Below are 26,408 nucleotides of genomic sequence, written 5' to 3'. Positions count from 1 at the left end.
CCGGGGCAGAATGATGAAATGCCCGCGGGCTGGTGCCGAGCGGCTGATCCCAAGAGGGCTGCACGGCTAGGACTTCTTTTTGACACCCTTCTTTTTGGTGGTCTTCTTTTTAGCCGCTTTCTTCTTGGTGGCCTTTTTCTTGGTCGCCTTCTTCTTTTTGGCGGCCTTTTTCTTTTTCTTCTTCTTTTTCGATCCGCCCTTGGCGGCCCGTTCGGCCAGCAGGTCGATCGCCGATTCGAACGTCAGTTCTTTCGGGTCGGTCCCCTTGGGCAACGAGGCGTTGGTGTCGCCGTCGGTGACGTAGGGTCCGTAACGGCCGTCCAACACCTTGACCTCGCCTTCGGTCACCGGCGACTTGTTCTCAAACACCTTGATCGGCTCTTTGGGCGCCGCCCGGCCGCGGCGTTTCGGCTCGCGCAACAGCTTGATCGCTTCATCCAGCGTGACTTCCAGCGGCGACACGCCGTCGGGCAGGGACCGCGTTTCCTTTTCGCATTTCACGTACGGCCCATAGCGACCGTCGAAGGCTTGGATCGGCTGGTCGTTGTCGGGAAAATTGCCTAGCGTTCGCGGCAATTCGAGCAACTTGCACGCCATCTCCAGCGTCAGGTCGTCGACCGTCATGCCCTTGAGCAGGGACTGGTTTTTCTTCTCTTTGTCGTCGGGCGCCCCCAGTTGGACATAGGGTCCGAAGCGACCGATTTTGACATAGATCGGCTTTCCGGTTTCCGGGTGCGTCCCCAAGGGCTCCTCTTCAACCTGGCCGGCATCGAGCAACTCGATCGCCTTGACCAGATCCAGCTCATCCGGCGGCAGACCTTCGGGGATCGGCGCCTTGCGTTCCCCTTGCTCCAAGAACGGCCCGTACTTGCCGACGCGGACGAACACCTCCTCGCGGTGATCCCCTTCGCTGGGCAGCCCTAACGAGAACCGTGCGGTCACGCGGGGATCGATTTCCTCGAGCTTCTTTTCCAGACGCGGCTTCAGGGCGACGTTGTGGTCGACTTCCAGCTTCTTGATCGCTTCGCTGGCCGGACCGTCTTCGCCGAAATAGAACCGCCGCAGGTACTCTTCGGCGCCGCCTTCGTTACGGCTGATCGAGTCCAGGAAGTCCTCCATGTCGGCGGTGAACTGGTAATCGACCAGAGTCCCGAAGTGCTCTTCCATCAACCGCGTGACGCTGAATGCGCGCCAGCTGGGCACCAACGCGTTGCCTTTTTTATAGATGTAATTGCGGCGTTCGTCGGTGATCGTGCCGATGATCGATGCGAACGTACTGGGCCGACCGATACCTTTTTCTTCCAAGGTTCGTGTCAGCGAGGCTTCGGTAAAGCGGGCTGGCGGCTGGGTGGTGTGGCTTTTGGGATCCATCGATGTGGGCGTCAACGGATCGCTTTCGGCGACGTTGGGCAGAATCCGCTCCTTGTCGGCCAATTCCGCTTCGGGGTTGTCGCTGCCCTCGACGTAGGCTCGCAAGAACCCTTCGAACAGGATGCTGGTCCCGGTCGCGGTAAACGTCGCCCCGCCGCCCTGGATCGTCACGCTGATCCGCTGCTTGCGGGCGTCGGCCATCTGGCAGGCGACGGTCCGCTTCCAAATCAGGTCGTACAGCCGGAATTGATCCGAATCCAACTGGCCCTTCAGCGATTCCGGCGTAGGGAACTGGGTTCCGGCCGGGCGAATGGCCTCGTGAGCCTCCTGGGCATTTTTGACCTTGCCCTTGTAAACGCGAACGCTCGGGTGCAGGTAGTTTTCGCCGTAGACCGACTGCACCAGCGACCGAGCCGCCGAGACGGCTTCTTTGGACAGCGTGGTGCTGTCGGTCCGCATGTAGGTGATGTAACCGTTTTCGTACAGTTTTTGTGCCGCGCCCATCGTGCGTTTGGCACCGAAACCGAGTTTCCGGTTGGCCTCCTGTTGCAGCGTGCTGGTGGTAAACGGGGCCCGGGGGCGTTCGGAAAACGGCTTGACCTCGACCTTGGAAACCGCGAACTCGGTCGTCCGCAGCGTTTCGGCCAGCTCGTTGGTTTCTTTTTCGCTCAGCAGCAGCAGATCCGACTTGGTCGGCTTGCCGGTTTTGGAATCAAAGTCCTTGCCCGAGGGCACTTTTTTGTCGTTGTAACGCGTCAACGTCGCCGGCAGCGATTCGTTGCTGCCGGTTTGAAAGACCGCGTCGATGTCCCAGTAAGTCGCTTTGACAAACGCGATTCGCTCGCGTTCCCGCTGGACGATCAATCGCACCGCGACGCTTTGCACGCGACCGGCCGAGGTCCCGCTGCCGACCTTTCGCCACAGCAATTGGGACATGTCATAGCCGTACAAGCGGTCGAGAATCCGGCGGGTTTCCTGGGCCCGGACCAAGCCCTGGTCGATCTCCCGCGTGTGTTCCAACGCGTCGGTGATCGCTTCCTTGGTGATTTCGTGGAAAACCAGTCGGTGCACCGGCACTTTCGGCTTGAGCAACTCGTGAAGGTGCCAGCTGATCGCCTCACCCTCGCGGTCTTCATCGGTCGCCAGATACAGGTTGTCTGCTTCCTTGAGTGCCGCTTTTAATTTGCTGACGTGCTTTTTTTTGTCCGAGGGCACGATGTACAGCGGTTCGAACCCCTCGTCGACGTTCACGCCCAGGTACGCCCAGGGCTGGTCACGATACTTTTCGGGGACATCTTTTTTGCCCTCGGGCAGATCTCGGACGTGCCCGATGCTGGCTTCGACCTGATAGGCCGCACCTAAAAACTTCGAGATCGTGCGTGCTTTTGCGGGTGATTCGACGATCACCAGGCTCTTGCCGTTGCTCTTTGCCATCAAAAAAAGCTGTTCTGCTCGGGGTCGGTAGATCGGGTTCGCTCGGTTTAGTGGTAGCGGTGAAGGCAGGATCTCGTCAATCCGCTAAGCTCAAGAAGCTGCCCCCGGATCAGTCTGATAACCGACCGGCGGCCGGCAAGCAACGCGAATTAGCGTGATTCCGGCTTGACCCTCGAAAAGACGCGGCGATACCCTTTCCGCTTCCGATTTCCGCACCCCCGTTCCTTTTCTCCCCCCGAAAGCCCCCGCTATGAGTCCTCTGGAGCTGTTTCGACGCAATCAAAAGGTCACCATGACCTTCCTGATTCTGCTGGCCATGTTCGCCTTTGTGGTGCTGCCGACAGTTTCGGAATACATGCGACGGGCCGGGCCGGGCATGACCGATCCGGTTTTGGCCGAGTTTAATGGCGTGTCCCTGACGGCCAGCCGCGTCAACAGTTTCACCCAAAAACACTACGCGACGGTCCAGTACCTGCGCAAATTGGCCCAGGAAACGATCCGGCGGGGCGGGACCCCCAAAGTCCCCGGGTTCGTCTTTGACCAGCAATCCAACCAGATCCAATCGGTCGGAATCAACGGCTCGCCCAGCGACGACATGTCGATCCGCACCATGCAATTCGCCGCCGAAGCACAAAAACAAGGCTTCGAGCTGGACGACACCTCGCTGGCCATCTGGCTGGAACAATTCACCGACGGGACGATGAGCGAGCGGGAAATGTTCGCCATGTTGCGCCGCGAAACGAACAACCAAATGGGCCAGTACCAACTGTACGACATGCTGCGAAAACAGCTGCTGTCGGCCCTGTATTTCCGCGGCGCAAGCGCCACGGTCGCCCGCGGGCAGTTCCCCTTGCAATCGCCGCTGGACCACTGGAACAACTTCCTGAAACTGAACCAGAAAGCGACCATCAACGCCTATGGTGTGCTGGTCAATGACTACGTCGACGAAACCGACGCCAATCCCTCCGAAAGCGACGTCGTGGCCGTCTACGAAGCCGGTAAAGACCGGTACCCCAGCGACCAATCGCCCGAACCCGGATTCCGCCGACGCGAAACCGCAAGCTTTGAATACCTGTTGGGCGAATTGCAAGCGTTCCGCGACGCCGAAGTCGCTAAGTTGTCCGAAGAAGAAATCAAAGCCGAATACGAACGGCGAAAAGCCGGCGGCGCCTTTCAGTTGCCCCCGGATGTCGTGATCCAGCCGGAAACGCCCGAGGCGCCCGCCGCGGAAGAAACCGCCGCCGAAGCTGAAATGAGCGAGGCAGAAACGCCGGAAAACACCTCGGATGCTGCCTCGGCCGAAGCGACTCCGCCGGCGGAAATGAAGGACGAAGCGGCGAGCGAATCCGAAACGCCCGCCGAAACACCTGCCGAAACACCCGCCGAAACACCCGCCGAGGACGAAAAAGAAGCGTCCGCCGAAACCAAAGCGGCTCAGCAAAAACAGGTCGAAGAATTCTCCAATGAGCTCGAAAAAGCCAGCAATCTGGACATCGAAGCCGCTGAAGAGACCTCCACCGAGGAAACGCCCGACGAGGCTCCTGAATCGGACGACCAATCGGCGACCGGCCGCGATTCGAGCGGCGTTCGCTTGGTCGCCATGCAGAGCGATGCGTCGACCGAATCCGCAGACGCCCCGGCGGCGAACGAATCCGACGCCGATGCATCAGATTCCGAAGAAGCGGCAGCCGAGGGAAGCCCGGCCGAAGAACCTGCGGCCGACGAAAACGCCTCCGAAGAGACCACTCCCGAGCCGCGTTACCGCCCGTTTGAAGAAGTCCGCGATCAGATCGCCCAAACGATGGTCGACGCGCCGGCCCGCGAGGCCCGTGACGCGGCGATCGCCAAAGCACGCAACGTGATGCGAAAGTACTCGCGGGCACGTGCTATCTACGGCGTCGGCGGCGATGATGCGACGCCGGCCCCCGAGCGTCCGAATCTGAAATCATTGGCCGATGAACTGGGCCTGACCTATCGCAAGATCGGCCCCTTCGACCCGGTCTCGCTGGCCGATGAACCGATCGCCAACTCGGTCGAAGAAAGCACCGCATTGACGCAACGCGGCGTCCCCTTCGCGGCGATGATGTTCGGCATCGAAGGCCAGGTGATCAAGCAGGAACTGTTCACCCCGGCGACCTCGGTCGACTTGGAAACCCAGCGCACCTACCTGAGCTGGAAGACCGAAGAAAAGGAAGCCTACACGCCCGAACTGGACGAGGTTCGCGATGAAGTCGTCGCGGCGATTCGCTTCACCCAGGCCCGTGAATTGGCCAAACAAGCCGCCACCGCGATGGCCGAATCCGCCGACGGAGGAAAAACGCTGGAGCAACTGGTTCCCGAAGACCGCAAAGAGAACTACTACAAGGATCTGGGGCCGTTTTCATGGCTGAACATGGTCGGCTTCGGCAGCTTCACGATCGGCAACATCCCCGAGTTGGACTCGATCGACGAAGACTTCATGAAAACCGTCTTCAACGCCGAGAGTGGCGAGCACGTCGTCGCCCCCAACGGCCCCGAACGCGTTTTCTACGTCGTCAAACGCACCAGTTTGCAACCCGCGACATCGGACCTGCGGGCGATCTTCTCCCAGCAATCCGAACGCATCATGGCGATGTTCATGTCCGACGGAACCGCCGCCAAGGTCCAGCAAGGGTTCTTCGATTCGATCGACGACGAAACCGGTTTCCAGCAGTACCAACTGCCCCAGTGAGACAGGGGAGAGGTTTGACAAGACCCTCCATGAAGTAGGTCGTGCGGTATTGGGAATTCACCCTCCCTGGCAGGGAGGGTCGAGCGTAGCGAGGGGAGGGTGAATTCGACTCAGCGATGAATCGCTCGCTTAACTTGATGCCTCATTGGCCTTGCCTTCCCTGGCCCCCTCAACCAGCCTCTCCCAGCCTCAGCCGACCGACTCCAGCGCCGTATCGATCCGCTCAACGACGCGATCGATGCGGTAGGCCTCGATCCGGCGGCGACTGCGTTCGCTCAACCGCTCGCGCTCGGCCGGTGACTGCAAGCCCTGGATGATCTCGGCGGCCAGGTCGATCGTGGTGTAACGCAGTGATTCGGGGATGTACTCGACATAGCTTAAATCGTTCGGGGTGACCGGGACGGCACCGGCCCAGATCGCTTCACACATCGCGATCCCAAAAAACTCGTGCTCGGCCGTCGAAACCACCACATCGATCTGACCCAGCCGAGCTTCATAGTCGGCGCGTGTTTCGGCGTATTCGTCAAACAGGATCGACTCGGCGTGCCGCTTGCGAATGTCATCCAGCACCTCGCTCGATCGCCCGCGCTGGCCCAACAGCACCAACTCGAATCGGACCTGCAACGTCATCAAACGATCCAGCAACTGGAGAAAGCGGTCCGGTCGCTTGTCATGCTCGAATCGGCTGACCCACCCCAATCGGATCGGCGCCTCGGCCGCGTGTTTCTCTCGATCGCGTTTGACCGCTGCCCGCGCCGGCGGATGAAACCCCGGGGGAACGACGTGGCTGGTCCGTTCGATCGCGTCGATGTCGATGGCGTTTCGAGCATCGGGCATCCGCGCGACGAATTCGCGCGAAAGGTCAAAAAACGTTCGCCGATTGAATTCCGAATTGAACCAACACGTCGTCGACGCCGCGGCGGTCAACAGGTTGGTGTAACCGAAATGGTGATCCGGATTGGCGTCGGGCGCGACCGGATACGCCCACTGGTTTTCGTGAAAGTAAGTCACCACGGGAACGTCCACCAGCCACGGCCGGAACGACGCATGCCTGGATGCCAACCCCAGGAACGTCGGCAGATCGAACATGTCACTGGTCAGGATCACGTCGGGGATGCCATCAGATTGAACCCGATCGGCAACGATCGGAACGATTTGGGCCGGTGCCGAACGCATCCGCCATTTCCAATGCCGTGCGGGCAACGTCGCCAACGACCAGCGATGACGACTGCCGGCGGTCACGCCGTCCAAGAAAGCTTGGTGGCTGCCGCCATAATACGGCTCGATCGCAAGGACATACATGGGAGTACCGGGGTCAGCATTTACGTATGCGTTCGCGGTGCGCGGTGACGCCCGCGGTTGCGTTACGGGTGTCGACGACCAGCGCACTGTGCCGGACGATTTGGTCGTAATCAAATGCCGTGTGATCGGTCGCGATCAACACCGCATCTTGTGACGCCAGGAACTCCGGCGTCAGCGTCTGGCTGTACATTTCGGGAAGGTCGTAGTGTCGCATCGACGGCAAATGCGGCACGTGCGGATCGCTGTAGGTCAGATCCGCGCCCTGCTGGAGCAACAATTCCATCAGCTCAAACGAGGGGCTTTCACGCGGATCATCCACATCCTTTTTGTACGCAACGCCCAACAAACAAATCTTGCTGCCGTTGACGGGTTTTCGAAACTCGTTCAGGAACTCCGAGGTGCGCGAGACGACGTAGGCCGGCATCGCCCGATTGACTTCGCCGGCCAGTTCGATGAAACGCGCATTGCAGCCCTGCTTGCGGGCCAACCAAGACAGATAGAACGGATCGATCGGAATGCAGTGCCCGCCGAGCCCGGGGCCGGGATAGAACGCTTGGAAACCGAACGGCTTTGTCTTGGCCGCGTTGACGACTTCCCAGACGTCGATACCCATTTGATCAAACAACACCTTCAACTCGTTGACCAACGCGATGTTGACCGCACGGTAAATGTTCTCGAGAACCTTGGCGGCTTCGGCGATCTCGCAATTGGAAACCGGAACCACGCCGGCGACCGCCGATTCATAGAGCGCTGCGGCAACTGCCTGGCTGTCTTCGTTGATCGCGCCGACCACTTTGGGAATCCCGGCGGCAGAAAAATCCGGATTGCCCGGGTCCTCACGCTCGGGGCTGTAGGCGACAAAAAAGTCCTTCCCCGCGGTCAATCCGCTCTGCTCGAGAATCGGCACCATCACGTCGCGGGTTGTCGTCGGATACGTCGTGCTTTCCAGCACCACCAACTGGCCCCCGCGCAGCGTCTTGGCGATCGCTTCGCAAGTCCCGACAACGTACTTTAGATCCGGGTCGCGGGCCGAATCCAACGGCGTGGGAACACAGATCAACAACACGTCGGGCTCGGACAAACGCTGCATGTCGTCGGTCGCGTCGAACCGTCCCTTGTCGATCCAGGCGGCAATTTTCGAGTCTTCGATGTGCTTGATGTAGCTTTTTCCGCCCAGCAAGCTCTTCACCTTGCTCGGATCCACGTCGAACCCGACACACTTGAATCCCGCATGGGTGAACGCATCAATCAACGGCAGCCCGACGTACCCAAGCCCGATCACACCGACGGTGCAGGTACGCTGGGCGATCGAATGGAGCAGGGACTGACAAGAGTCAGAAGACATCGAATGACCTTGTTGGCTGGCCAGAATCGGGGGGCGTATCTGGCGAGAAAAGAAACGGGAATGCCGCCAAGTTTAATCCTGACGCACGTTTCAGCCACTGACCCACGCCACCGCTTTTTCTAGTAGCGGCGGACCCGATTGACTAAAACCACCCCAATCGCGCCAAGTGCTACATTCCCCAACCAGACCCCATAGGGTGGGATCACCGCGTCCTTGGCTTGATTGAGCCCCAGAATGAACAGGGGATAGTAGAGCAACAGGGTCGGCAGGAAACAGCGTCCGAACGTCGTCCAGTAGTCGCTGGTGCGAGCGATCATCGCCAGCGGCGCGCCGATGAAAACGAAAAAGAAGCAGCTGAACCCCTCGGCCCAGCGACGCCAGGGCTCGATCCGCAGCCGCGTCAATCGTTTTTTGCTCTGTTCCAATTGAGCGAACTTGTGCTGCCCGGCCGCCCCGGCGATCTCTTCGGTGCGGCTGGTCAGGATCGAAAAACCGGTGTGGGCGGCCAATTCACCGACCGCCGCATGCGAGCGAGCATCTTGGCTCAATCGTTCATGCTGGATCAGACTCAGCGGCAACTCGCTGGGACGAGTCTCTTCTAGCGAAGGCGTCCGCATCGAGCGTGAAAGCGGGATCGGAACCTCCGTCTTGCCGGGCACAATGCCCTGGATCGATCCGCCGCGATCCCAGCGGCTGTCGGTCAATTCCAACAACAGCGTTTCATTCTCCACATCCAGCGTCAGCCGCCCCTCGCGGGCCTGCAGCTTCATCGGCGTCCCGCCGCTGTGCACGGTAACCGTGGGATATTCCAACCGCTTGCCGTCGACGCCTTGGACGTGAATCGAAAAGCGTTCGTCGGTGTACGACAACTGGCTCCGCATTTTCCGATAAACAATGTCTTCGATCGACAGCATCACCACCCGATTGACGCCCGGACGGCCCCAAGACACCGCCAGATCGCTCATGTAGACCGCGAACGGGCTGAGCAAGAAGGCGAACACAAAGGCCGGTTGCAGGATCTTCAGCGGCGAAATCCCCGACGCCTTCACCGTGGCCACTTCACCATCGCCCGCCATCCGCCCGTAAACACACGACACCGCAAACAGCGCGGTTGCCGGAAACGCGAACTGCAACGCAATCGGCAAGACAAAGGGCAGCAATTTGACGATCGCGACCGGCCCCAACCCCTCGCGCAGCAGCGTCCGACCGACGCCGATCAACAAGATCAACAACGTCAGAGCGATCAGGGCGACGACGAAAATCTTCATGATTTCCGCCAAGATGTAACGGGTCAGCCGAGTGGGCATACAGCCGAGTGGGCATACAGTGGTGGGGTGGGCGCGTTCGGCCGGCGCTGCGACGACGCACCGCGCGTTCGGACGCCACATCACCTGCCACCGGTTCTCGTAGCAAAAACAGGTGCACAGGTGGTAGCCCGGTTTTCTGACCACTCGGGCGCGGCAACCTTCTCACAGGCCGTGCGGTTCATAACCCCTAATCGACCAGTCGTTTGACATCAGCCGGTTTGCGCGAGCGTCCGGCCCCCCCCCGGAGCGTAACCTAGCGGTGCTGGGCCCCGTATCATTCTGCCCCGTATCATTCTGCCCCCTCGCCGCCGATCCCCAGCGACATGACAGGACGCCGTGGCTGGGTGGACAGGTAGGAAGATTTTGGAGGCAGGAAAATGAGTTTCATCGAATCGATCGTGGATCCCACCATTTTCTTGCCCCGGAAATCTTCTTACCCGGTCTACCACATGGCATCGGCACGGTGGGGAGGCCCGAAAAACCGCATCGACCTCGAAAAGCACAGGTGATCAAAACACCACGACGCATTCCGGCATCCGGAAATTATTTGGCAAAAATTCTCCGTCGAGCCCATTTCGAGAGACAAACTGTCTAAATTCAATCGTCTACCCCATGACGCCATCAATTGATTTGTGCGTGCCCCCCCCACCCGGTCATACTGCAAGGTGCTGCACGCCACCTCCTTCCCTCTTCCCCAGATCTCGGTTTTTCGCGGTGCCCCGACGACGAAATCCATTCCCGAAACTGACGTTTCCGATCCTGTTGCTATTCGCCCTGCCGGCTTGTCTGTCGCAGGCGCCGAAGACTTGGGGCCAAGGCCCCACGGTCACCGTGGTCGGGCCCGATGGCAAGCCGCGGACAATGCCCGCCCCCGGGGCTGTTCCGGGCGCGCCTCCCGGTGCCCCGAACGCCAAACCCGGCGAAAAACCTGAATCCGGCAAGCCGGGGGAAAAGAACGGGGACGCCAAAGCCGAGAAACCGCCCGAACCGAAGGTCATCCGTCGCGGCGACCAGGATGGTGGCGAAGCGGATCCGGCGGAATTGAAAGCCACCGTCGGGGCCGACGGAAAGGTCGCTTTCCAATTCCGCAACCAGCCCTGGATCGAACTGGTTCAGTGGCTGGCGGAAATCGCCGACCAGCCGTTGGATTGGCAAGAGTTGCCGGCCGACCGCGTGAACCTGCGATCGCCGGGCCGCTACACGGTCGACCAGACGAAAGATCTGTTCAACCGCCACTTGCTCGCACGCGGTTACACGCTGTTGGAAATGCCCGGCGGGATCACCGTGGCGAAAACCGAAGGCATCAATCCGGCGATGGTGCCGCGGGTCTCGGTCGATGAATTGACCGAATTGATGCCGCACACGTTCGTCCGTGCCTCGCTGGAACTCGGCTGGCTGTCGAGCGAAAAGATGGCCGAGGAACTCAAGCCGATGATCAGCAGCAACGGACGGCTGACGGCGCTGACGACCACCAATCGCATCGAAGCGATGGACGCGGCGATCAACCTGCGTCAAGTCGCGGCGCTGCTGGAACAGGAACGCAACCAATCCAGCCGCGACGCACTCGCACCGGAGTTTCGTTTGCGCTACATCCCGGCCGAGACGGCCAAACAGATGCTGGAAGAATTCTTGGGGGTCGAGAAGAAGTCCAACGCGCCGATGACGCCGCAACAGATGGCGATGATGCAACAAATGGCTCGGCAAAGCGGCGGCAAACCGACTCCCCAGCCGAAGAAGCCGGAGATCTCGATCGTCGCCAACACGCGTCAGAACTCGGTGTTCATCCGCGCCCCGGTCGATCGGATCGCGATCGCGACCGAATTCATCAACCGGATCGACGTGCCCGGGCAAGGCCTGACATCACTCTCGGACATCGAATCGCGGCTGCAGGTCTTTCGGTTGTCCTCGATCGATCCCGAAAAGCTGATCGAAATCATCGGCGAAATGAATGTCTTGGAACCGTCCACGCGAATCCGTGCCGATGAGACCAACAAGGCGTTGATCGTCTCCGGATCGGCGGCGGATCGCTACATCATCGACCGCCTGATCGAGCGGCTTGATGGCAGCGGACGACAATTCGAGGTGCTGCAGCTGCGGCGGCTCGAAGCGGCCGACGTCGCCGAGTCGATTTCGTTCTTGATGGGGAAAGACAAAGACGACGACAAACAATCCAACTCGCGGCGGTACTACTACTACGGCTACGGCAACCAACAGGAAGACGACAAAGACGAAGACGAGTTCCGCGTCGCAGCCAACTCGCGGTTTCGTCAGGTGTTGCTGTGGGCCAACGAATCCGAAATGGAACAGGTCCGCAACCTGCTGATCAAACTGGGCGAATTACCGCCGCCGGGAGGCAGCCCGCGCACGGTCCGTCGCATCGACGCCTCCTCCGCACCGGAAACCTACCAGTACTTGTTGCGACTGAAACAGCAGTGGGCCCAGTTGTCCGATGCCCCGTTGGAATTGCCCGACGCCTCCGAATTCGTCGACCCGATCGCGCGTGAGGAACAGGACACGTCGGAGGAGGAAAACGACGAGGAATCGGCCGACGTGGATGTCAATCTGGAAACCCGACACGATTCCCCGGACGACAGCGAAAGCCTCAAACCGGCCGATCGCGTCGCCACCAGCTTGTCAACCAACGGAGAACGGTTGACGGCGACCGAGACGGACACGGCGTCGCAACCGGAACCGCAGACGCCCACCGAATCGTCGCCCCAAACGTCACCGATTCGATCGGCCAAGGATTTTGATCGCTTGTTCGGCAATCGCGGCGCAGATGCAACGCATAAACCCTCCGCGTCGGATTCCGCCGCAAACGATTCGGCTTCCGATCCGCCGCCGATCCAGATTCAGTTGGATGACGACGGCAATCTGCTGCTGCTCGGCTCGGACACCAAAGCGCTCGATCGATTGGAAAACCTGATGCTACAGGTCGCCCCGCCGAAACGGCCCTACCACGTGTTCAAGATCAAGCACCAGACCGCCGGGTACATCCAATTGAATCTGGAGGAGTACTTTGAGGACAAGGAAGAAGACGACGACTCAGACAGTTTCTATCGCTACTTCTTTTATGACTTCGATGATTCGTCCGACGACGGGCCGAAGGGGCTGGAAAAAAACAACGAACTGCGATTCGTCTACGACCCCGACACCAACACCATCGTCGTCAGCGGCGCGACGTCGTCACAACTGCGCACGATCAGCGAATTGATCGAATTGTGGGATGTCGCCGAGCCGGTCAATAAACGCCGCATGCGCTACACCAAATTGGTGAACGTCGAATTCGGCAGTGCCGAAACGATCGCCGAAACGGTCAAAGAAGCCTACCGCGATCTGCTCAGCAGCAACGACAAGACGTTCGCCAAGGGCGGACGGGGTGGCGGCGGAGGTGGTGGCGCTCCGGGCGGGGAGGAAAAAAACTCCGGACGTGAACGCCAGGGCAGCGGTCTGGTCGACGGCGACAACGGGCGTGACGGCGGCGATGTCGATTTCTCCTTCAAAGGAAAACTATCGATGGGCGTCGACATGGTCGGAAACACACTGTTGGTCAGCGCCGAAGGTGAACCGCTGCTGGATCTGGTCGTGGAAATGATCCACAAACTGGACCTGGCCGCCAAACCGGCCGGCGACATGCAGATCATCTCGCTCTCGGGAAACACCAGCGAAAAATCGATCCAAAACGCGCTCAAGGCCTTCGGCGGAAACGGGGCCGGCGAATCAAACGCTCCGCAAACGCCTCCACGCCCCGGCGGGCCGCCGACCAACAACCGCGACCCGCGTTGACGCCCCGGCGGAGGTCGTGTGGTTTTTGACAATTCACCCTCCTGGCAGGAGGGTCGAGCGTAGCGAGGGGAGGTCGAGCGGTGAATCATCAGAAACTTTCGTTCTCCGGTCGCATCGAAGCGCGGATCAACCCTCCCCGCGTCGTCGCTCACTCCTCCGCGACCCACCCAGAGGGAGGGCGAAGGCGTATCCGCGTGATATCTCAGAGGTGAAAAACCGCCCGACCTCAACCGCCGCCGAGACTGCCACTACGGCGCCCCATCGAATACTTCGATGTCGTACTTCATCCGATACGTCTGTCCGGGATCGATGTCAAAGGATCCCACAACGCACGGCGACAGACTGAAGTAGGGTTTGCTGGGATGCAATCGCACCGGAACGGGATGCTGTTCATTGAGCGGTGAACCACTGACTTTCACTCCGGCCGTTTGCGTTTGCCCCGGCGATTGATCCACGATCCCGTACAGCGCCATCCACTCGGGGCGGCTATGGTTGCCGAGTCGGCGGTCATGCCCCTCGCTGGTCAGAAAACGATGACGGGTCTGTTCAAGCGGTGGTGCCTCGGACGGAGTTTGTTTGACGTAGGCGGACAGCGCTTTCGCCGATTCATCGCTGTACCAGGCATTGTTCCCACGAAAACCGACACCGCCGTAGTGATACTCGTTGATCGTCAACGGGTGCTCGGTCAGGTTGGTTTGTTCGCTCGAAAACCCAATCAGGTAGCGGGACACACCGGGGTCACCGACGGCCCCGCCATCGCCAGGCACCCCAGTCACACTGACCGTCCAAACGTCATCCAGGATCGCTTCCCGGATTCCTTGATCGTCGATCGCGTAGTGTTTGACCGCGACCGAAAACCCTGTGCGTTGCCCCGGCGGATCGACCGCGATCACTCGATCGTGCAGCACGATCCCGATGCCCTTGAGCTGGTTCCAAAAGTCGACCTTTCTGCCTTGAAAACTGGTGTCGGTCCAGGCCGCAAAGAGTCCGTGTTGGTGCGGATGATCGGCCGCAAAGTCGCCGCTGACCAGGCGTCCGGCGGGTGAATAGATCGGGTGGATGTAGCCGCTGCGCTGATACTTCGGGTTGATCCCGGCGGGCGCCTTGGGCGCGGCGATGTTGTATCGCAAGACTTCCGCCCGGCCACAGTAGACCGTCAGGTGATCGTCCGTTTGGACACATCGAAACGGCGGTGCCGCCTCGGTTTGTTCGAGATCGACTTGTGACAGCGCCGGAGTCGTCACGATCAACGTGGATGCAACGACCGCGGCGAGAGAAAGGAGACGCCAAAACGCAGAGTGTGACATGCCAGGGCTGCTGATTCGTCGGACGGGATTTGAACCGCCCGATTGTAACAAACCCCAATGCCGCAAGCGTTCTACAAACGTACAACGGCCCTTCCGGGCGATCGCTACTGCACGGCCTGTTTGCCTGCATCCGTACGACGGTCCCTTCCGGGCCGTCGCTCGTTTTTTTCAACGACACGACGCCACCGTCCCTTCCGAGGTCGTGCGGTTTTTTGAGTCGTTTTTCATAAAGCGGTTTTCCTGGGGCTGCGCGGCCTTGCTGACGCTCGGACCGCTTGCCCCAGGCTACGGATTTGCATGCCCTTCAGGCAACGAGACCTATGTAGACACCAATGCCCTCTGGGAGAGTTGTGCGTAGCGAGGGGAGGGTCGATTCGTGATGCTTGAGTGCTTCCGAGCCACAGCGTACCCTCCCCGCTCCTCCCACCCTACGCCACCGGATAGGCCTGTTTGGCCTGTCGCCGCGCGAGTCCGGTATCGAGGGCTGACTGCGCGACCGCCTTGGCGACGACGCCGCAGACGCGGCGGTCAAAGACGCTGGGGATCACGTAGTGATTGGTCAAATTTTCCGGCGCGATCACGTCGGCGATCGCATCGGCCGCGGCGAGTTTCATGGCATCATTGATTCCGCGGGCTCGGACGTCCAAGACCCCGCGAAACAACCCGGGAAAACACAGCACGTTGTTGATCTGGTTGGAATGGTCGCTGCGACCGGTCGCGACGATTCGCACGTGCTTCTCGGCGACCAGGGGATCGATTTCCGGGTCCGGGTTGGCCAGCGCGAACACCACGGCGTCTTCTCCCATCGATGCGACATCGTCTTCGCTCAGCACGTTGGCAATGCTGACGCCGATAAAGACATCCCTGCCACGGATCACATCCGACAGCGTGCCGGACTGTCCGCCCCGGTTGGTGTTTTCGGACAGCCAAACCTTGATCGAATTGTTGCCGATGTCGGTGCGGACTTTGTTGATCGCACCTTTGCTGTCGCAGACCACGATGTCCTGGACGCCGGATTGAATCAACAGCTTTGCGATCGCGGTTCCTGCGGCACCGGCGCCATTGATCACGACGCGTGCGGCGGCGAGGTCCTTTTGCAGGTATCGCATGGAGTTTTTCAATCCCGCCAGCACGACGATCGCGGTCCCGTGTTGATCATCATGAAACACGGGAATCTCAAGCTCGCGCTCCAGTCGCTCTTCGATCTCAATGCATCGCGGTGCGGAGATGTCTTCCAGATTGATGCCGCCGAAGGTGGGGGCGAGTTGTTTGACGGTGGCGATGATCTGCTCGGTGTCCTGCGTGTCCAAACAAATCGGGAACGCGTCGACTTCGCCGAATTCTTTGAACAACATCGCCTTGCCCTCCATCACCGGCATGGCGGCACGCGGGCCGATGTTCCCCAGTCCCAGCACCGCGCTTCCATCACTGACGACGGCGACGGTGTTCTTGCGGACCGTCAATGCGAACGACGATTCGGGGTCTTCGTGGATCGCCATGCACACCCGCGCCACGCCCGGCGTGTAGGCCATCGAAAGATCATCACGGGTCTTGATCGGCATCTTCGAATTGACTTCGATCTTGCCGCCCAAGTGCATCAAGAACACGCGGTCGGATACGTGGACGACTTCGATCCCGCTGATCTGGCGGATCGCCTGGACGATCTGCTGGCCGTGTTCGACGTCGGTGGCATTGACCGTGATGTCGCGCGAGATCAAACCGTCGGTCACCCCGACGATGTCGACCGCGCCGATGAACCCGTTGGCCTCACCGATCGCGGTGGTGATTGTCCCGAGCAACCCCGGCTGGTCCCGATAGCGGAGACGAGCGGTGATGGCGTACGAAGGGCTGTGGTGAGACATGGCAGATGCCGGTGATTGGATCCGTTCGAATCATTCGAACGCGCGGATGCGGATGGCGCTCGCCTGGCCCTGCGGCGTCACGTTGACATTGATGAATTGCTTACCTGCGGCGGTCGAATCATCCAGGCAGGCGTTGATCGCACAGTCGTCTGCCGGGGTCTCGCAATTGCGAATCGGGAACAGGTTTTCGCCCAGCGATTTCAAACTGGCAATTGTTTCGACCATGCCGCCTCCGGCCCCCAAATTGCCAAGGTGTCCCTTGGCCGTCGTCACCGGTGGCTGCTGATCGGGCGTTCCAAACACATCCTGAATCGCGGCGGATTCCTGCGCATCACACTCGACCGTTCCCAGTCCGTGGGCATGGATATGACCGATCTCGGATGGGGCTTCGTCACCCAGGGCCGAACGCAGGACGTTGGTGATCGCCTGCTGGAGAAAGGTCTTACCAAATGCCGGTCCGACCGCACTGCTGCCGTAACCGACGATTTCTCCCAGGATGGTTGCCCCGCGGGCTTGAGCGTGCTGGAGCGTTTCGCACACCATCGCGCCGGCTCCTTCCCCGAGCACGCTGCCGTCACGCGTCGCCGTGAACGGTCGGCTCATCGTCGACGGATCCGATTGGTTCGTTGCCAATGTCTCCTGCATGTCGGCATGCAGCGACCGCAGCGGATGAATCCGGGATCCGGTCGATCCGACCAACAACACGTCGGCTTGGCCCCGGGCGAGCGTCGAATAGGCTTCGGCGATCGCCAAGTTGGCCGAGGCTTCCCGTACCGTGATCGAGTTGTTCGGGCCGCGCAGATCGTTGTAGATCGCCACGTGGCTGGCCGGCATGTTCGGCAGGTACTTCAACAACCACAGCGGGTTGACTTCGGGTTTGCCCTGTTCACCCCAGCGGCTGAAATCGAATCGGCCGTCGGCGTCCATGCACTTTGCGATCCCCGAGGCGAATTCGATCGGTTGGGACATGATGTAGTCACAACCGTACAGGACGCCGGTTCGATCGCGATCCCGCTGGTCGGCGTCTAACCCCGCGTCGTTGAGCGCCCGCTGTGCGACGGCGACGCCCATTTCGATTTCGCGGCACATCACCTTGCTGCCCTTGCGGATCGTCCGCTGCAGCTTTTTGTCCATCGGACCATAGTCGGCGATGTCTCCGGTGAACTCCGACGCTTCGGCGGCATAGTCGACCGAAAGCACGCCTTGGGGAACCTGCGTCAGCGGCCCGATGCCGCTGCGGCCGGAACGCAAACCGGAAAGTAAACCATCGGGGTCGTTTCCGAGGGGAGTGACAACACCGACACCGGTGATGACCACTCGTCGGTACGGGGCATTATCCATGAATCAGCCGAGCGACGCGGAACAGAAAGAATACGGGTGACGCGTATTCTAGGCTCTGGGGGAATTGGCAAAGAGGGGGTGTATCATCAGTATCGACCGCGATTGGGTGCCCCGAAACCGGCGGAGATTTGGGGGACCAGCGGCGTGGTGGTTAAATTTTCCGAGGCCCGGCCGCGAAATTCGATAAACATCAACGCATCGGCGCGGCCGGCGGTCGTCCCGGTCAACATCTCCAGGTTCAACAGCGGCAGAGCGGCCTGCGGACGCTCGGGACTGGCGATCACGCCGCACGAGAGCAGCAGCACCATGTCTGACGGCCAACGAAAACGCTCGTGCAGCCGCCAACTGACGACCTGGGGCACGTCGATTTTGGTGCGATGGACTTGGGCATTGGGCAGGGGCAAATCCAGCTCGACCGGCTTGAGCTGGTCGACTTGATCGATCGAGGCCTTGATCACACAATCGATCGCCGACCCATCGACGCTCAACAAGGGGCTGATCTCCAAGCGATATCCCTCTTGGATTTCCCCGGTTTCGGGCTCATAGGGGGGCCAACCCGTCGCGGCGGGCTTGACGTTTTGGACGTAATTGCGACCGCGGGTGCTGGCCAATTTCTCGGTCTGGCCGTTGTAGGTCACAAGATCCAACGCCTGGACCTGGCGGGTGTCGGTTCGCTGACGCAGCAGATTCAACACCAGCGCCGCGTTCTCTTTGCTCAACAACCACGCTTGGACGCCCGGCGAGTCGACGTTGACGTGCTGCATCAACAGGTGCGCCCGCGACCGCCAATTCGGGTTTCCGACCGTCATCACTTTCAGCGACAACACCTGCGGATCCTTTTCGCCGGCGACAAACCGGTCCACGATCCCCGAAACCACCTGGTGCATTTCCGGGGTGTGATAAACCGACAATTGATCGCGGTCGGCATTCAAAAAACCAAACGGAGAAGTGAACCAGACGTCCGTTCCCGTTTCCCGCAGCACCCAGTCGACGATCGCTTGCTCGGGACGATCGTGCTTGGTCAGGTAGCCGGTGTAGGGCCGGAGGTCGTAAACCCGGTGTTCCTGGCCGGCCGTTTGCGGCAGATTCCCGCCTCCACCGGCCTGGCTTGCGTTGATCTGGCCACCGCCGGGAAGCGGCGCCGGCCTGCTGGGAGCGGCGGACGGTTGGTTTTGCAGGCTCGGTGGCGTTCCGGCGTTCTGGGGTCGTGCGGTCGCTGATGCAGCCCCCGACGGAGCGGCGCCCGAATCAGGCAACCCCAATCCTTGCGCCAAGACGGGATCACCCGAGACGGTGAAAACGAGCAGCAGCGGTGCGATCGTTGTCGCGAGGCTTGCAATGGATCGATTCGGGCAAAAACGCATGGCACACCATTCCTGTAAGACGTGACGAACGACATCCTTCCGTTCGCTTCTTGGAACTTTGGCTATAGCTGCCGCCCGGCCTTGGGGGCAAGGTGAGTTCAAAAATTGAGCACCCCCGCCGGTGTGGACCTTGCACCACATCCGCCAGGGGGCGATAAAGGCGATTCACGTTGCAAGTGCAGTTTTAGGGAGCAACCGAGTCACTGGGGGCAACCGAGTCGCTGACATGTCCGAGTCACCGAACGATTCCCGATCCGGCCTGTTGACCGATCCGGCCCCGCAGGCGCCCGTCCCGCAGGGGGCGGGCCCTCCGAGGGCCGAGCGACCGGCCGACCGAAATCGGTTGCGCGAGCTGCAACTGGAACTCGACAGGATTCGCAGCCGAGCCGAAGCGGCGCGACTGGCTGCCAGCGCGGCACGATTGGACGCCGACGCGGCACGGCTGGACACGCAAGCGGCGGAGTTGGAGCTGGAAATTCAGCGGCTCGGCGGCACCGTGCGTTCCAGTGTTCCAGACAGCGCTCCAGACTGCGTTCCAGACAGCGCTCCAGACAGCGTTCCAGACTGCGTTCCTCTCGCATCCGACTCCTTTGACCAACCCGGTCAAACGCCCAGGCGAATCGAGACGACCGATCCGCCCCGCTACCAACTCGATTCGCCGCGGCAGAGATCCCCGAAAGCCGCCGCGGTGATCGGCCGCATCAAAGCGACCGAGCCGCCATCACACCGTCGACCGGATGCCGGCAACTCCGATCCGTCGGCCGCCAGCAAGAAGGCGAAGCCGATCGATCAATCAGCCCCACGAACAATCGCACTGTTTTCAGGTTGGGATCAAGTGCGTGCTGTCTTGGATGGTCGGCCGCTGGGGAAGCCGTCCGAGTCGAAACGCCATCGCGAGAGCGGCGTTGTGAAACATCGCCCCCATGCCGATGCTCGCGAGCGCATGGAGCTCGCGGCAAGTTTGGCGACGGACCTTTCCACGGAATCGCCCGCGCAGACGCCGCAGCGACGCAAACCCGCCGCATGGTTGCTGAGCGCCGTGTTTCACGGCTTGCTGTTGTTGGTCCTGGCGTTTTTGACACTGGCTTCGCCGCCCCCGAGCGACCAGATCGCGATCGCCGGTTCGGTCGCCGAAACGGACGAATTGGCGATCGAATCACTGACCATCGAGTCCCCGGCGCTCGAGCCGACGCCCAGCGAGCCGACACCCAGCGAAGTGCCGACCGAGATCAGTGACCTCGGGGAGATCCCGATCAGCGAGATCCTCAGCGACGCGCCGCCGACGCCCCCGAGCCCGATGATCGATTCAATGCTCAGCCGTGATCCGGCCAGTGCCGCGGCGATGTCACTGAAGTCCGACTCCGACGCATCGATGAATTTCTGTGGCGTCGACGGTGGCGGGAACCATTTTGTGTATCTGGTCGATAGCAGCGGCAGCATGGGAGACGCATTTGAATCGGCGCGGACCGAATTGTTGCGTTCGATCAACTTGCTCAAGCCCGACCAGCGGTTTTACGTCATCTTCTTTGACGCCGAACCCGACTACATGCGATTAGCATCTCTCGATCATGACGAACCGCGAAGTGTTTATGCGACAGCGGAAAACAAACACAAACTCCAGCGCTGGGCGAGGACGATCCGGATGGATCGCGGGCGAGCCCCTTACGACGCGTTGCCGTTTGCACTGGAGTTGAACCCCGACGTCATCTTTCTGTTGTCCGACGGCGAATTCCCGCAACGGATCGAAGACCTACTACAGGACCTCAATCGCGTCGACAACCTGTTCGGCGACGACGGCCCGATCAGCATCGTGCACACGATCGGTTACCACAGCCGTGACGGGGAGAGCCGGATGCGGCGGATCGCCGCGCAGAACGGCGGCCAGTATCGACATGTCCCAAAGCCGAATTCGAATTAGCGGGGCAGCGATACGACGACGCTCGCCAGCGGGTTGCCGATTACCCTTCGAGACCTGTAGGGCCCGAGGCTAGCACCTACGGCTCTGTTTGTGATCGAAAGCAGGTGGCATTGGACGAGTGCCTTCGACTCACTAAATCACCAGCCCGCCAGAGCGTGGAAGCTCTCCGCGGCCCACCTTCTGGCGAAGGTCGCTACGGTTGGACGTCAATTGCCGCGTTCGATCCAGGGATTATCGGTCTCGCTGATCGGCACTTGGGAAGTCACGAATTTGACGATTTCGGGGATCACCGTGGCCGACTCGTTGACCAGGAAGGGTCCGCCCAGGGGCTGTTTGACTTGCATCAATTCCAAACCCTCAGGGTCCCTGCCGCCGCTGAGTCGTTTCTTGGCGGCTTCGAGACGTTTGTAGATGCGGTTGGTATCACTCTGCTCCTCGGATCCTTCGCCGACCACCATCATGATCGGCAAGGAGGCGACGGTGGGGACCCCGAGCGAGGTTTCGATGGGGACCCCTTTGAGCAGGCGTTTGGGGGAAACCAGGACCATTGCTTTGACATCTTGGCCTTGTTTGCGCGAGCCGACCGGAACGAAGCTCCAATCGCGTTGGGTCCAGCCGGCCGCCAGCACACAGCCTTCGCGGATGCCGATGACCACCAACGCATTCAGGTTCAACTTCTCTTCGTTGTTTTCCTTTTCCAAAAAGGCCTTGGCGGCGTCCAGGTCATACTTGACGATCGCCGCGACGTGCTGCTTGCGCATCCGTTCCAGGTCGAATTCCTGGGTCGTCCCGCTGGGGTCGGTGTATTCGCGCGAACCGCCGTGCCCGCGATAGTCCAGAGCCAGCACGGCACAGCCGGCATCGCGAAGCGCCGTGCACAGCTTGCCGTAAGGTGCCTTCTGCCCCTTCCATTCGTGAACGATCATCACCGGGATTGCGTTCTTGCCCCTGTTGGACCCGAAGTAATACCCGGCCAATTCCAAACCATCCTTGGTCGGCAGTTTGACCGGCCCCGGTTTGGGCGGCGGGGCGACCTTCTTTTTCGCTCCTTGTGCGGACAGAGTCGACTGCGTCACCAAGGCTAGCGTGAACGCAATGATGGCAACTCGTACGGACAAACGGCACATTCTAAACTCCTGGGCAGACAATCACGGTTGGCCAAGCACGGTTGGCATGTTCTGCCCCTATTATGCGCTGAAACAGCCCTTGATGCCTAATTAAGGAGGTCTAAAAAGGCCCGCATCCAGGCCGGGTGGGCCGGCCAAGCCGGTGCGCTGACCAGGTGTCCGTGCGTGTGGGCCGAATCCATCGTCTCGGCAGGCTCGACGTATTTCCCTCCGCCGGCGGTGACTTCGAACTGCACCGCGGGGTAGCAACTGCAATCTTTTCCGACCAGCACCCCGGCTGCGGCGAGGATTTGGGGGCCGTGGCAGATCGCGGCCAGGGGCTTCTTTTCGACGTCAAACTGCTTGACGATCTCCAAGACGCGATCGTTCAGACGCAGGTACTCCGGCGCCCGCCCGCCCGGCACGACCAAGGCGTCGTAGTGGGCGACATCGACCGCGGAGAAATCGGCGGTGATCGCGAAACGGTGCCCGGGTTTCTCGCTGTAGGTCTGGTCCCCCTCGAAATCGTGGATCGCCGTCGCCACGGTCTCACCGGGCTGTTTGTCCGGACACACCGTGTCGACTTGATGCCCCATCGTCTGCAGAATCTGCAGCGGGACCATCGCCTCGTAATCTTCCACGTAGTCTCCGACGATCATCAAAATCTTTTTGCCCATTTGGAACGTGCCTTGCGGTGGGTGGGTTGCGTGATTTTCAAGTCTGACCAACATCCGGATCAGAATCGTGACCTAGAGTGGCAATGAAATTTAAACCGGGGAATTTGTTTATGCGATACGCAATATTAGCAACCATTCTGATGATCGCTTCGGCCGCGTTTTCTCAGGCGGCCTCACCGACGGGCTGGAGCCCAATCATCCTGCCGACCGGTGACTACCGGCAGCAGATCAAATCCATGCCCATCGAGCACCGCCCCGGGCGGCTGCTGCACGTCTATGGGAACACGGTTCGGATGCTGGATCAATCCAGCCGCGGCATCGCCACCCGACCGATTCAGCAAATCTTTCTGGGAACGACGGTTCGCCGCGGCGACCGAAGGTAAGCGATTGGGGGCGTTTTTTTTAAGACGTCACCCTCCCTGGAAGGGAGGGTCGAGCGTAACGAGGGGAGGGTTTATCCAATTCTGCGATGAGCTGTTCCCTTAGCTTGATGCCGAGGGAAGTTCTTGAAGGCAGCCCCCTTCCCGGCGCCGGATCTCCAACGGGGGTCCCCCGCATCACAAGACGCCTCCCTTGGTGTACGCTTGTCGGAGCTTCTGCCACGGTGCTTCTAATTCCGGGTTTCTGACATCTTGCCAGTGATGATGCTCGCTGATTTCAAAGAACGACTCGCGAGATTCGTCACGGAGCGGTGGCGGTTGATGCTGGCGGTTTGGATCACCGCAACGGTCGTCCTGTTTGCCACCGCGCCGCACTGGAAAGACATCGCCTATGACGGCGATTTCGAGTACTTGCCCGAACGGATGACCACGGTCGCATCGGCCCGAATTCTCGATGAGGCTTTTCCCGGCGACCGGGCGCGGAGCCAAATCGTGATCGTGCTCGGCCGCGAGGCAACGCCGCTGGACAAGATCGACTTGATGGTCGGCGACGATTTGCTGCGTCGCTTGCATCACCGTTTCGGCGAAGTCTGTTGGCAACGCGCGATTGAGCTGGGCTACACCGGCGGCGCGATCGATCAGGCCCCCGAGCCGGCCCAGCGATGGCTCCGACGTGCCCTGGAATCGCTCGACCACTGCATCGCCGTGGACCAGCGGTTCTATGAGCGGTTTGCCGACATGGTCCCCGATCTGCCCCCCACGTTGACCCAGCCGCGGATGGCGATCGCGTACTTTGATCGGTCCAAACTGCTTCAACAGATCGGTGACGACGAGCAACAGGCTGACAACGATGCCCGCGATGCACTGGTCTTGGTCCCCGACATCGAGACGCTTGCCACTCCGATCGCCCAGCGGGACCTGTCCGCCTGGGACTCGCTGTTGGATCTGTTGTCCTGGGACGACGCCGTGCTGGGATCGTTGTTGACCAAACCCTCGGCACGTTTGGCCGTGATGCAACTGAGCAGCGAGCTGGCCGCGACCGAAAACATCCACACCGTCGAATCGGTCGGCGAGATCCTGGATCAAGTCCGCAGCTACAGCTTGGCTCGGATCCCCGAACGCGAGGGCAGTGCGGAACAGTTGGAATTGGAAATGACCGGGTCGGCGGCGATCGGCGGCGAGACCCTGATCGCCTCCCGCGATGCGATCCGGTACACCGAATCGATCACCGTGATCATGATTCTGCTGATCCTGACGCTGGTCTATCGGGCGCCGTTGCTGGTCGCCGTCCCGATGGTGTCCATCGGTGTCGCCGTCGTCGTTTCCACCTCGATGGTGGCCACACTGACGCATTGGTCGATCGAGGGCGTGGTGCCCTGGTTGGACATCCGTGTGTTCACCACCAGCCGGATCTTTATCGTCGTGATCCTGTTCGGCGCGGGGACGGATTACTGCCTGTTTTTGATCTCGCGACTGCGTGAAGAAGCGGCGTTGGCCGAGTGGCCGGTCGCCTGCCGCAGGGCGTTGCGGGGCGTCACGCCGGCGCTGCTGGGCAGCGCGTTGACGACCGTCTTCGGGCTCGGCACGCTCTGGTTCGCACAGTTCGGCAAGTACCATTACACCGGCCCGATCATCGCGATCTGCTTGCTGGTCGGGCTGGTCGTTTGCTTGACACTCGCCCCGGCACTGCTGCGGGCACTCGGCCCACGCGTGTTCTGGCCCAACGTGGTCACCCCGGATGAAACGACGACACGGTCGCTGTTGTCGGTCGCGCCGGACACCGATTCAAAGACGTCGCGTCGGTCGAGCGGTTTGTGGGAATGGATCGCGATCGTGCTGACCCGCCGTCCGTTGACGGCCTTCCTGTTGGGCATCGCCGTCTTGGCCGTTCCAGGCTGGTACGGATGGATCCACGAAGATTCCGTGACGTACAACTTGAGCAGCCAATTGGACACCGAAGCGCCCAGCCGGCGCGGCTACCGACTGCTTTCGGATCATTTCAAGATCGGCGAGATCAATCCGGTGACGATCCTGATGGTTCGCCCGGAAGATGAGCCCCGCGAAAAACTCAAGAAGCAACTCAAGAGCCTGTCCGATCTGCTGTACGCCCAACCGGGCGTCGTCGCCGTCCGCACGCCAAACGATCCGCTGGGCGACTTCCCGCCCGACCGCGAAATGGGGCTGCTGAGCAGTGATGCGTGGAAACGCAGGGCGCTGCAGCAACACCGCGTCGCACAGAACTATTTCTTCTCCAACAACACCCGCTTTCAAGACCGCTTGGCACGCCTGGACGTGATCATCGAAGGCGATCCGTTTGCACTGAAGACACAAACGCTGGTTTCGCAAATCGGCCAGACACTCAACGAAATCGCCCGCGATCCGAGTTCGGACTGGGCCGGATCGAGCGTCTACCTGGCGGGCACCACGCCCTCGATCATCGACCTGCGAACCGTCACGATCGCCGACAACCAGCGGATCAAGATTGCGGTCGTGCTGGCGGTCCTGCTGGTTCTGATCGCCGTCATCCGACGACTGGGGCTGTGCCTGTACCTGATCTTTACCGTCCTGCTCAGCTATTACGCGACGCTCGGGTTGACCGTGCTGTTCTTCCGCGGCATCTATGCGGACCAGTACGTCGGCTTGGACTGGAAACTTCCGCTGTTCCTGTTCGTGATCCTGGTCGCGGTCGGTCAGGATTACAACGTCTATCTGGTCACGCGGATCGTTGAAGAGCAACGTAAAAGCGGCTGGCTCTCCGCCCTCCGACACGCCGTCTCCCGGACCGGCGGCATCATCACCGCCTGCGGCATGGTGATGGCCGCGACCTTCTTTAGCATGACCGCATCGGCGTGGATGCCCGGGTTGCTGCACCTGCTGGGCATCGAATCGAACGCAGCGATCGGGTTGCGAGGGATCATCGAACTCGGCTTCGCACTCGGCCTGGGCGTCCTGATCGACACGTTCTACGTCCGCACCATCCTGGTCCCAAGCTTTGTCGCCCTGATGGGACGCTGGAAACCGAAGCCGAAAGCGATCGATCGGTAGAGCTGGCAAAACGATTCGAAAGCCATGCCAGCGGGAAGCTTAACGGCCTGTTGATTTAATTAGCCGCACGGCACTAGCCGCGGTTCTCGCCGCCACAAAACCGGGGCTAGCGCCCATCGGCTGATCGTTAACTTGTTCATTTCGATTAGATCG

The 26,408-nt window shown here is 60.6% G+C and carries 15 protein-coding genes; 5 read left to right on the top strand and 10 right to left on the bottom strand.

Annotated elements, in window-relative coordinates:
* Positions 1-66: 66 nt before the first annotated feature.
* Positions 67-2,805 (bottom strand): type I DNA topoisomerase, encoded by a 2,739-nt coding sequence (gene topA, locus H1B37_RS21320; protein ID WP_182868672.1) that lies wholly within the window; start codon positions 2,803-2,805, stop codon positions 67-69.
* Positions 2,806-3,055: 250 nt separating this feature from the next.
* Here topA and H1B37_RS21315 point away from each other — a divergent pair, with 250 nt between their 5' ends.
* A complete protein-coding gene (locus H1B37_RS21315; RefSeq protein WP_182868671.1) occupies positions 3,056-5,515 on the top strand; it encodes a hypothetical protein in 2,460 nt (819 codons plus the stop codon).
* Between the two features lie 189 nt (positions 5,516-5,704).
* Here the strand turns inward: H1B37_RS21315 and H1B37_RS21310 are convergent, their stop codons facing one another.
* From H1B37_RS21310 to H1B37_RS21300, 3 genes are all read right to left on the bottom strand, one after another.
* On the bottom strand, positions 5,705-6,817 hold the full coding sequence (locus tag H1B37_RS21310) for a tRNA-queuosine alpha-mannosyltransferase domain-containing protein (RefSeq protein ID WP_182868670.1): 1,113 nt from the start codon (positions 6,815-6,817) through the stop codon (positions 5,705-5,707).
* Positions 6,818-6,830: 13 nt separating this feature from the next.
* Positions 6,831-8,162 (bottom strand): nucleotide sugar dehydrogenase, encoded by a 1,332-nt coding sequence (locus H1B37_RS21305; RefSeq protein WP_182868668.1) that lies wholly within the window; start codon positions 8,160-8,162, stop codon positions 6,831-6,833.
* A gap of 119 nt (positions 8,163-8,281) precedes the next feature.
* Entirely contained in the window at positions 8,282-9,469 is a 1,188-nt protein-coding gene (locus H1B37_RS21300) for an LptF/LptG family permease (protein WP_182868724.1), read from the bottom strand.
* A 714-nt stretch (positions 9,470-10,183) separates the two neighbouring features.
* On the opposite strand from H1B37_RS21300, the gene H1B37_RS21295 reads away from it, so the two are divergent.
* Entirely contained in the window at positions 10,184-13,255 is a 3,072-nt protein-coding gene (locus H1B37_RS21295; protein ID WP_353620878.1) for a secretin N-terminal domain-containing protein, read from the top strand.
* 248 nt (positions 13,256-13,503) lie between these two features.
* On the opposite strand, the gene H1B37_RS21290 is transcribed toward H1B37_RS21295, so the two are convergent.
* The 4 genes from H1B37_RS21290 to H1B37_RS21275 form a co-directional block, all read right to left on the bottom strand.
* Positions 13,504-14,562 (bottom strand): DUF6807 family protein, encoded by a 1,059-nt coding sequence (locus tag H1B37_RS21290; RefSeq protein WP_182868665.1) that lies wholly within the window; start codon positions 14,560-14,562, stop codon positions 13,504-13,506.
* 428 nt (positions 14,563-14,990) lie between these two features.
* Positions 14,991-16,424, bottom strand: a complete 1,434-nt coding sequence (locus H1B37_RS21285) for an NAD-dependent malic enzyme (RefSeq protein ID WP_182868664.1) — start codon at positions 16,422-16,424, stop codon at positions 14,991-14,993.
* 30 nt (positions 16,425-16,454) lie between these two features.
* The gene (locus tag H1B37_RS21280) at positions 16,455-17,765 is read right to left on the bottom strand and encodes a beta-ketoacyl-[acyl-carrier-protein] synthase family protein (protein ID WP_182868663.1); all 1,311 of its coding nucleotides are present in this window, start codon (positions 17,763-17,765) and stop codon (positions 16,455-16,457) included.
* 86 nt (positions 17,766-17,851) lie between these two features.
* On the bottom strand, positions 17,852-19,129 hold the full coding sequence (locus tag H1B37_RS21275) for a hypothetical protein (protein WP_286177988.1): 1,278 nt from the start codon (positions 19,127-19,129) through the stop codon (positions 17,852-17,854).
* A gap of 226 nt (positions 19,130-19,355) precedes the next feature.
* Between H1B37_RS21275 and H1B37_RS21270 the strand changes: the two genes are divergently transcribed.
* Entirely contained in the window at positions 19,356-21,047 is a 1,692-nt protein-coding gene (locus H1B37_RS21270) for a vWA domain-containing protein (protein ID WP_182868662.1), read from the top strand.
* Positions 21,048-21,253: 206 nt separating this feature from the next.
* Here H1B37_RS21270 and H1B37_RS21265 read toward each other — a convergent pair whose 3' ends face one another.
* Together H1B37_RS21265 and H1B37_RS21260 are read right to left on the bottom strand one after the other, a co-directional pair.
* Positions 21,254-22,165 (bottom strand): alpha/beta hydrolase, encoded by a 912-nt coding sequence (locus tag H1B37_RS21265; RefSeq protein WP_182868660.1) that lies wholly within the window; start codon positions 22,163-22,165, stop codon positions 21,254-21,256.
* Between the two features lie 95 nt (positions 22,166-22,260).
* A complete protein-coding gene (locus H1B37_RS21260; RefSeq protein ID WP_182868723.1) occupies positions 22,261-22,830 on the bottom strand; it encodes a DJ-1/PfpI family protein in 570 nt (189 codons plus the stop codon).
* Between the two features lie 110 nt (positions 22,831-22,940).
* Here H1B37_RS21260 and H1B37_RS21255 point away from each other — a divergent pair, with 110 nt between their 5' ends.
* Positions 22,941-23,213 (top strand): hypothetical protein, encoded by a 273-nt coding sequence (locus H1B37_RS21255; protein ID WP_286177987.1) that lies wholly within the window; start codon positions 22,941-22,943, stop codon positions 23,211-23,213.
* A gap of 258 nt (positions 23,214-23,471) precedes the next feature.
* The gene (locus H1B37_RS21250) at positions 23,472-26,255 is read left to right on the top strand and encodes an MMPL family transporter (protein ID WP_286177986.1); all 2,784 of its coding nucleotides are present in this window, start codon (positions 23,472-23,474) and stop codon (positions 26,253-26,255) included.
* Positions 26,256-26,408 lie beyond the last annotated feature (153 nt).

It is taken from the genome of Stieleria mannarensis, assembly GCF_014154935.1.
GTDB classification, from domain to species: domain Bacteria; phylum Planctomycetota; class Planctomycetia; order Pirellulales; family Pirellulaceae; genus Stieleria; species Stieleria mannarensis.
Note: the sequence above shows the minus strand (reverse complement) of the source record. Positions and strands in the feature narration are given on the sequence as shown.

Excerpts from the sequence above, each read along its gene's own strand:
- topA (WP_182868672.1), bottom strand. The coding sequence starts at position 2,805 with ATGGCAAAGAGCAACGGCAAGAGCCTGGTGATCGTCGAATCACCCGCA.
- H1B37_RS21315 (WP_182868671.1), top strand. The coding sequence starts at position 3,056 with ATGAGTCCTCTGGAGCTGTTTCGACGCAATCAAAAGGTCACCATGACC.
- H1B37_RS21310 (WP_182868670.1), bottom strand. The coding sequence starts at position 6,817 with ATGTATGTCCTTGCGATCGAGCCGTATTATGGCGGCAGCCACCAAGCT.
- H1B37_RS21305 (WP_182868668.1), bottom strand. The coding sequence starts at position 8,162 with ATGTCTTCTGACTCTTGTCAGTCCCTGCTCCATTCGATCGCCCAGCGT.
- H1B37_RS21300 (WP_182868724.1), bottom strand. The coding sequence starts at position 9,469 with ATGCCCACTCGGCTGACCCGTTACATCTTGGCGGAAATCATGAAGATT.
- H1B37_RS21290 (WP_182868665.1), bottom strand. The coding sequence starts at position 14,562 with ATGTCACACTCTGCGTTTTGGCGTCTCCTTTCTCTCGCCGCGGTCGTT.
- H1B37_RS21285 (WP_182868664.1), bottom strand. The coding sequence starts at position 16,424 with ATGTCTCACCACAGCCCTTCGTACGCCATCACCGCTCGTCTCCGCTAT.
- H1B37_RS21280 (WP_182868663.1), bottom strand. The coding sequence starts at position 17,765 with ATGGATAATGCCCCGTACCGACGAGTGGTCATCACCGGTGTCGGTGTT.
- H1B37_RS21275 (WP_286177988.1), bottom strand. The coding sequence starts at position 19,129 with ATGCGTTTTTGCCCGAATCGATCCATTGCAAGCCTCGCGACAACGATC.
- H1B37_RS21270 (WP_182868662.1), top strand. The coding sequence starts at position 19,356 with ATGTCCGAGTCACCGAACGATTCCCGATCCGGCCTGTTGACCGATCCG.
- H1B37_RS21260 (WP_182868723.1), bottom strand. The coding sequence starts at position 22,830 with ATGGGCAAAAAGATTTTGATGATCGTCGGAGACTACGTGGAAGATTAC.
- H1B37_RS21255 (WP_286177987.1), top strand. The coding sequence starts at position 22,941 with ATGCGATACGCAATATTAGCAACCATTCTGATGATCGCTTCGGCCGCG.
- H1B37_RS21250 (WP_286177986.1), top strand. The coding sequence starts at position 23,472 with ATGATGCTCGCTGATTTCAAAGAACGACTCGCGAGATTCGTCACGGAG.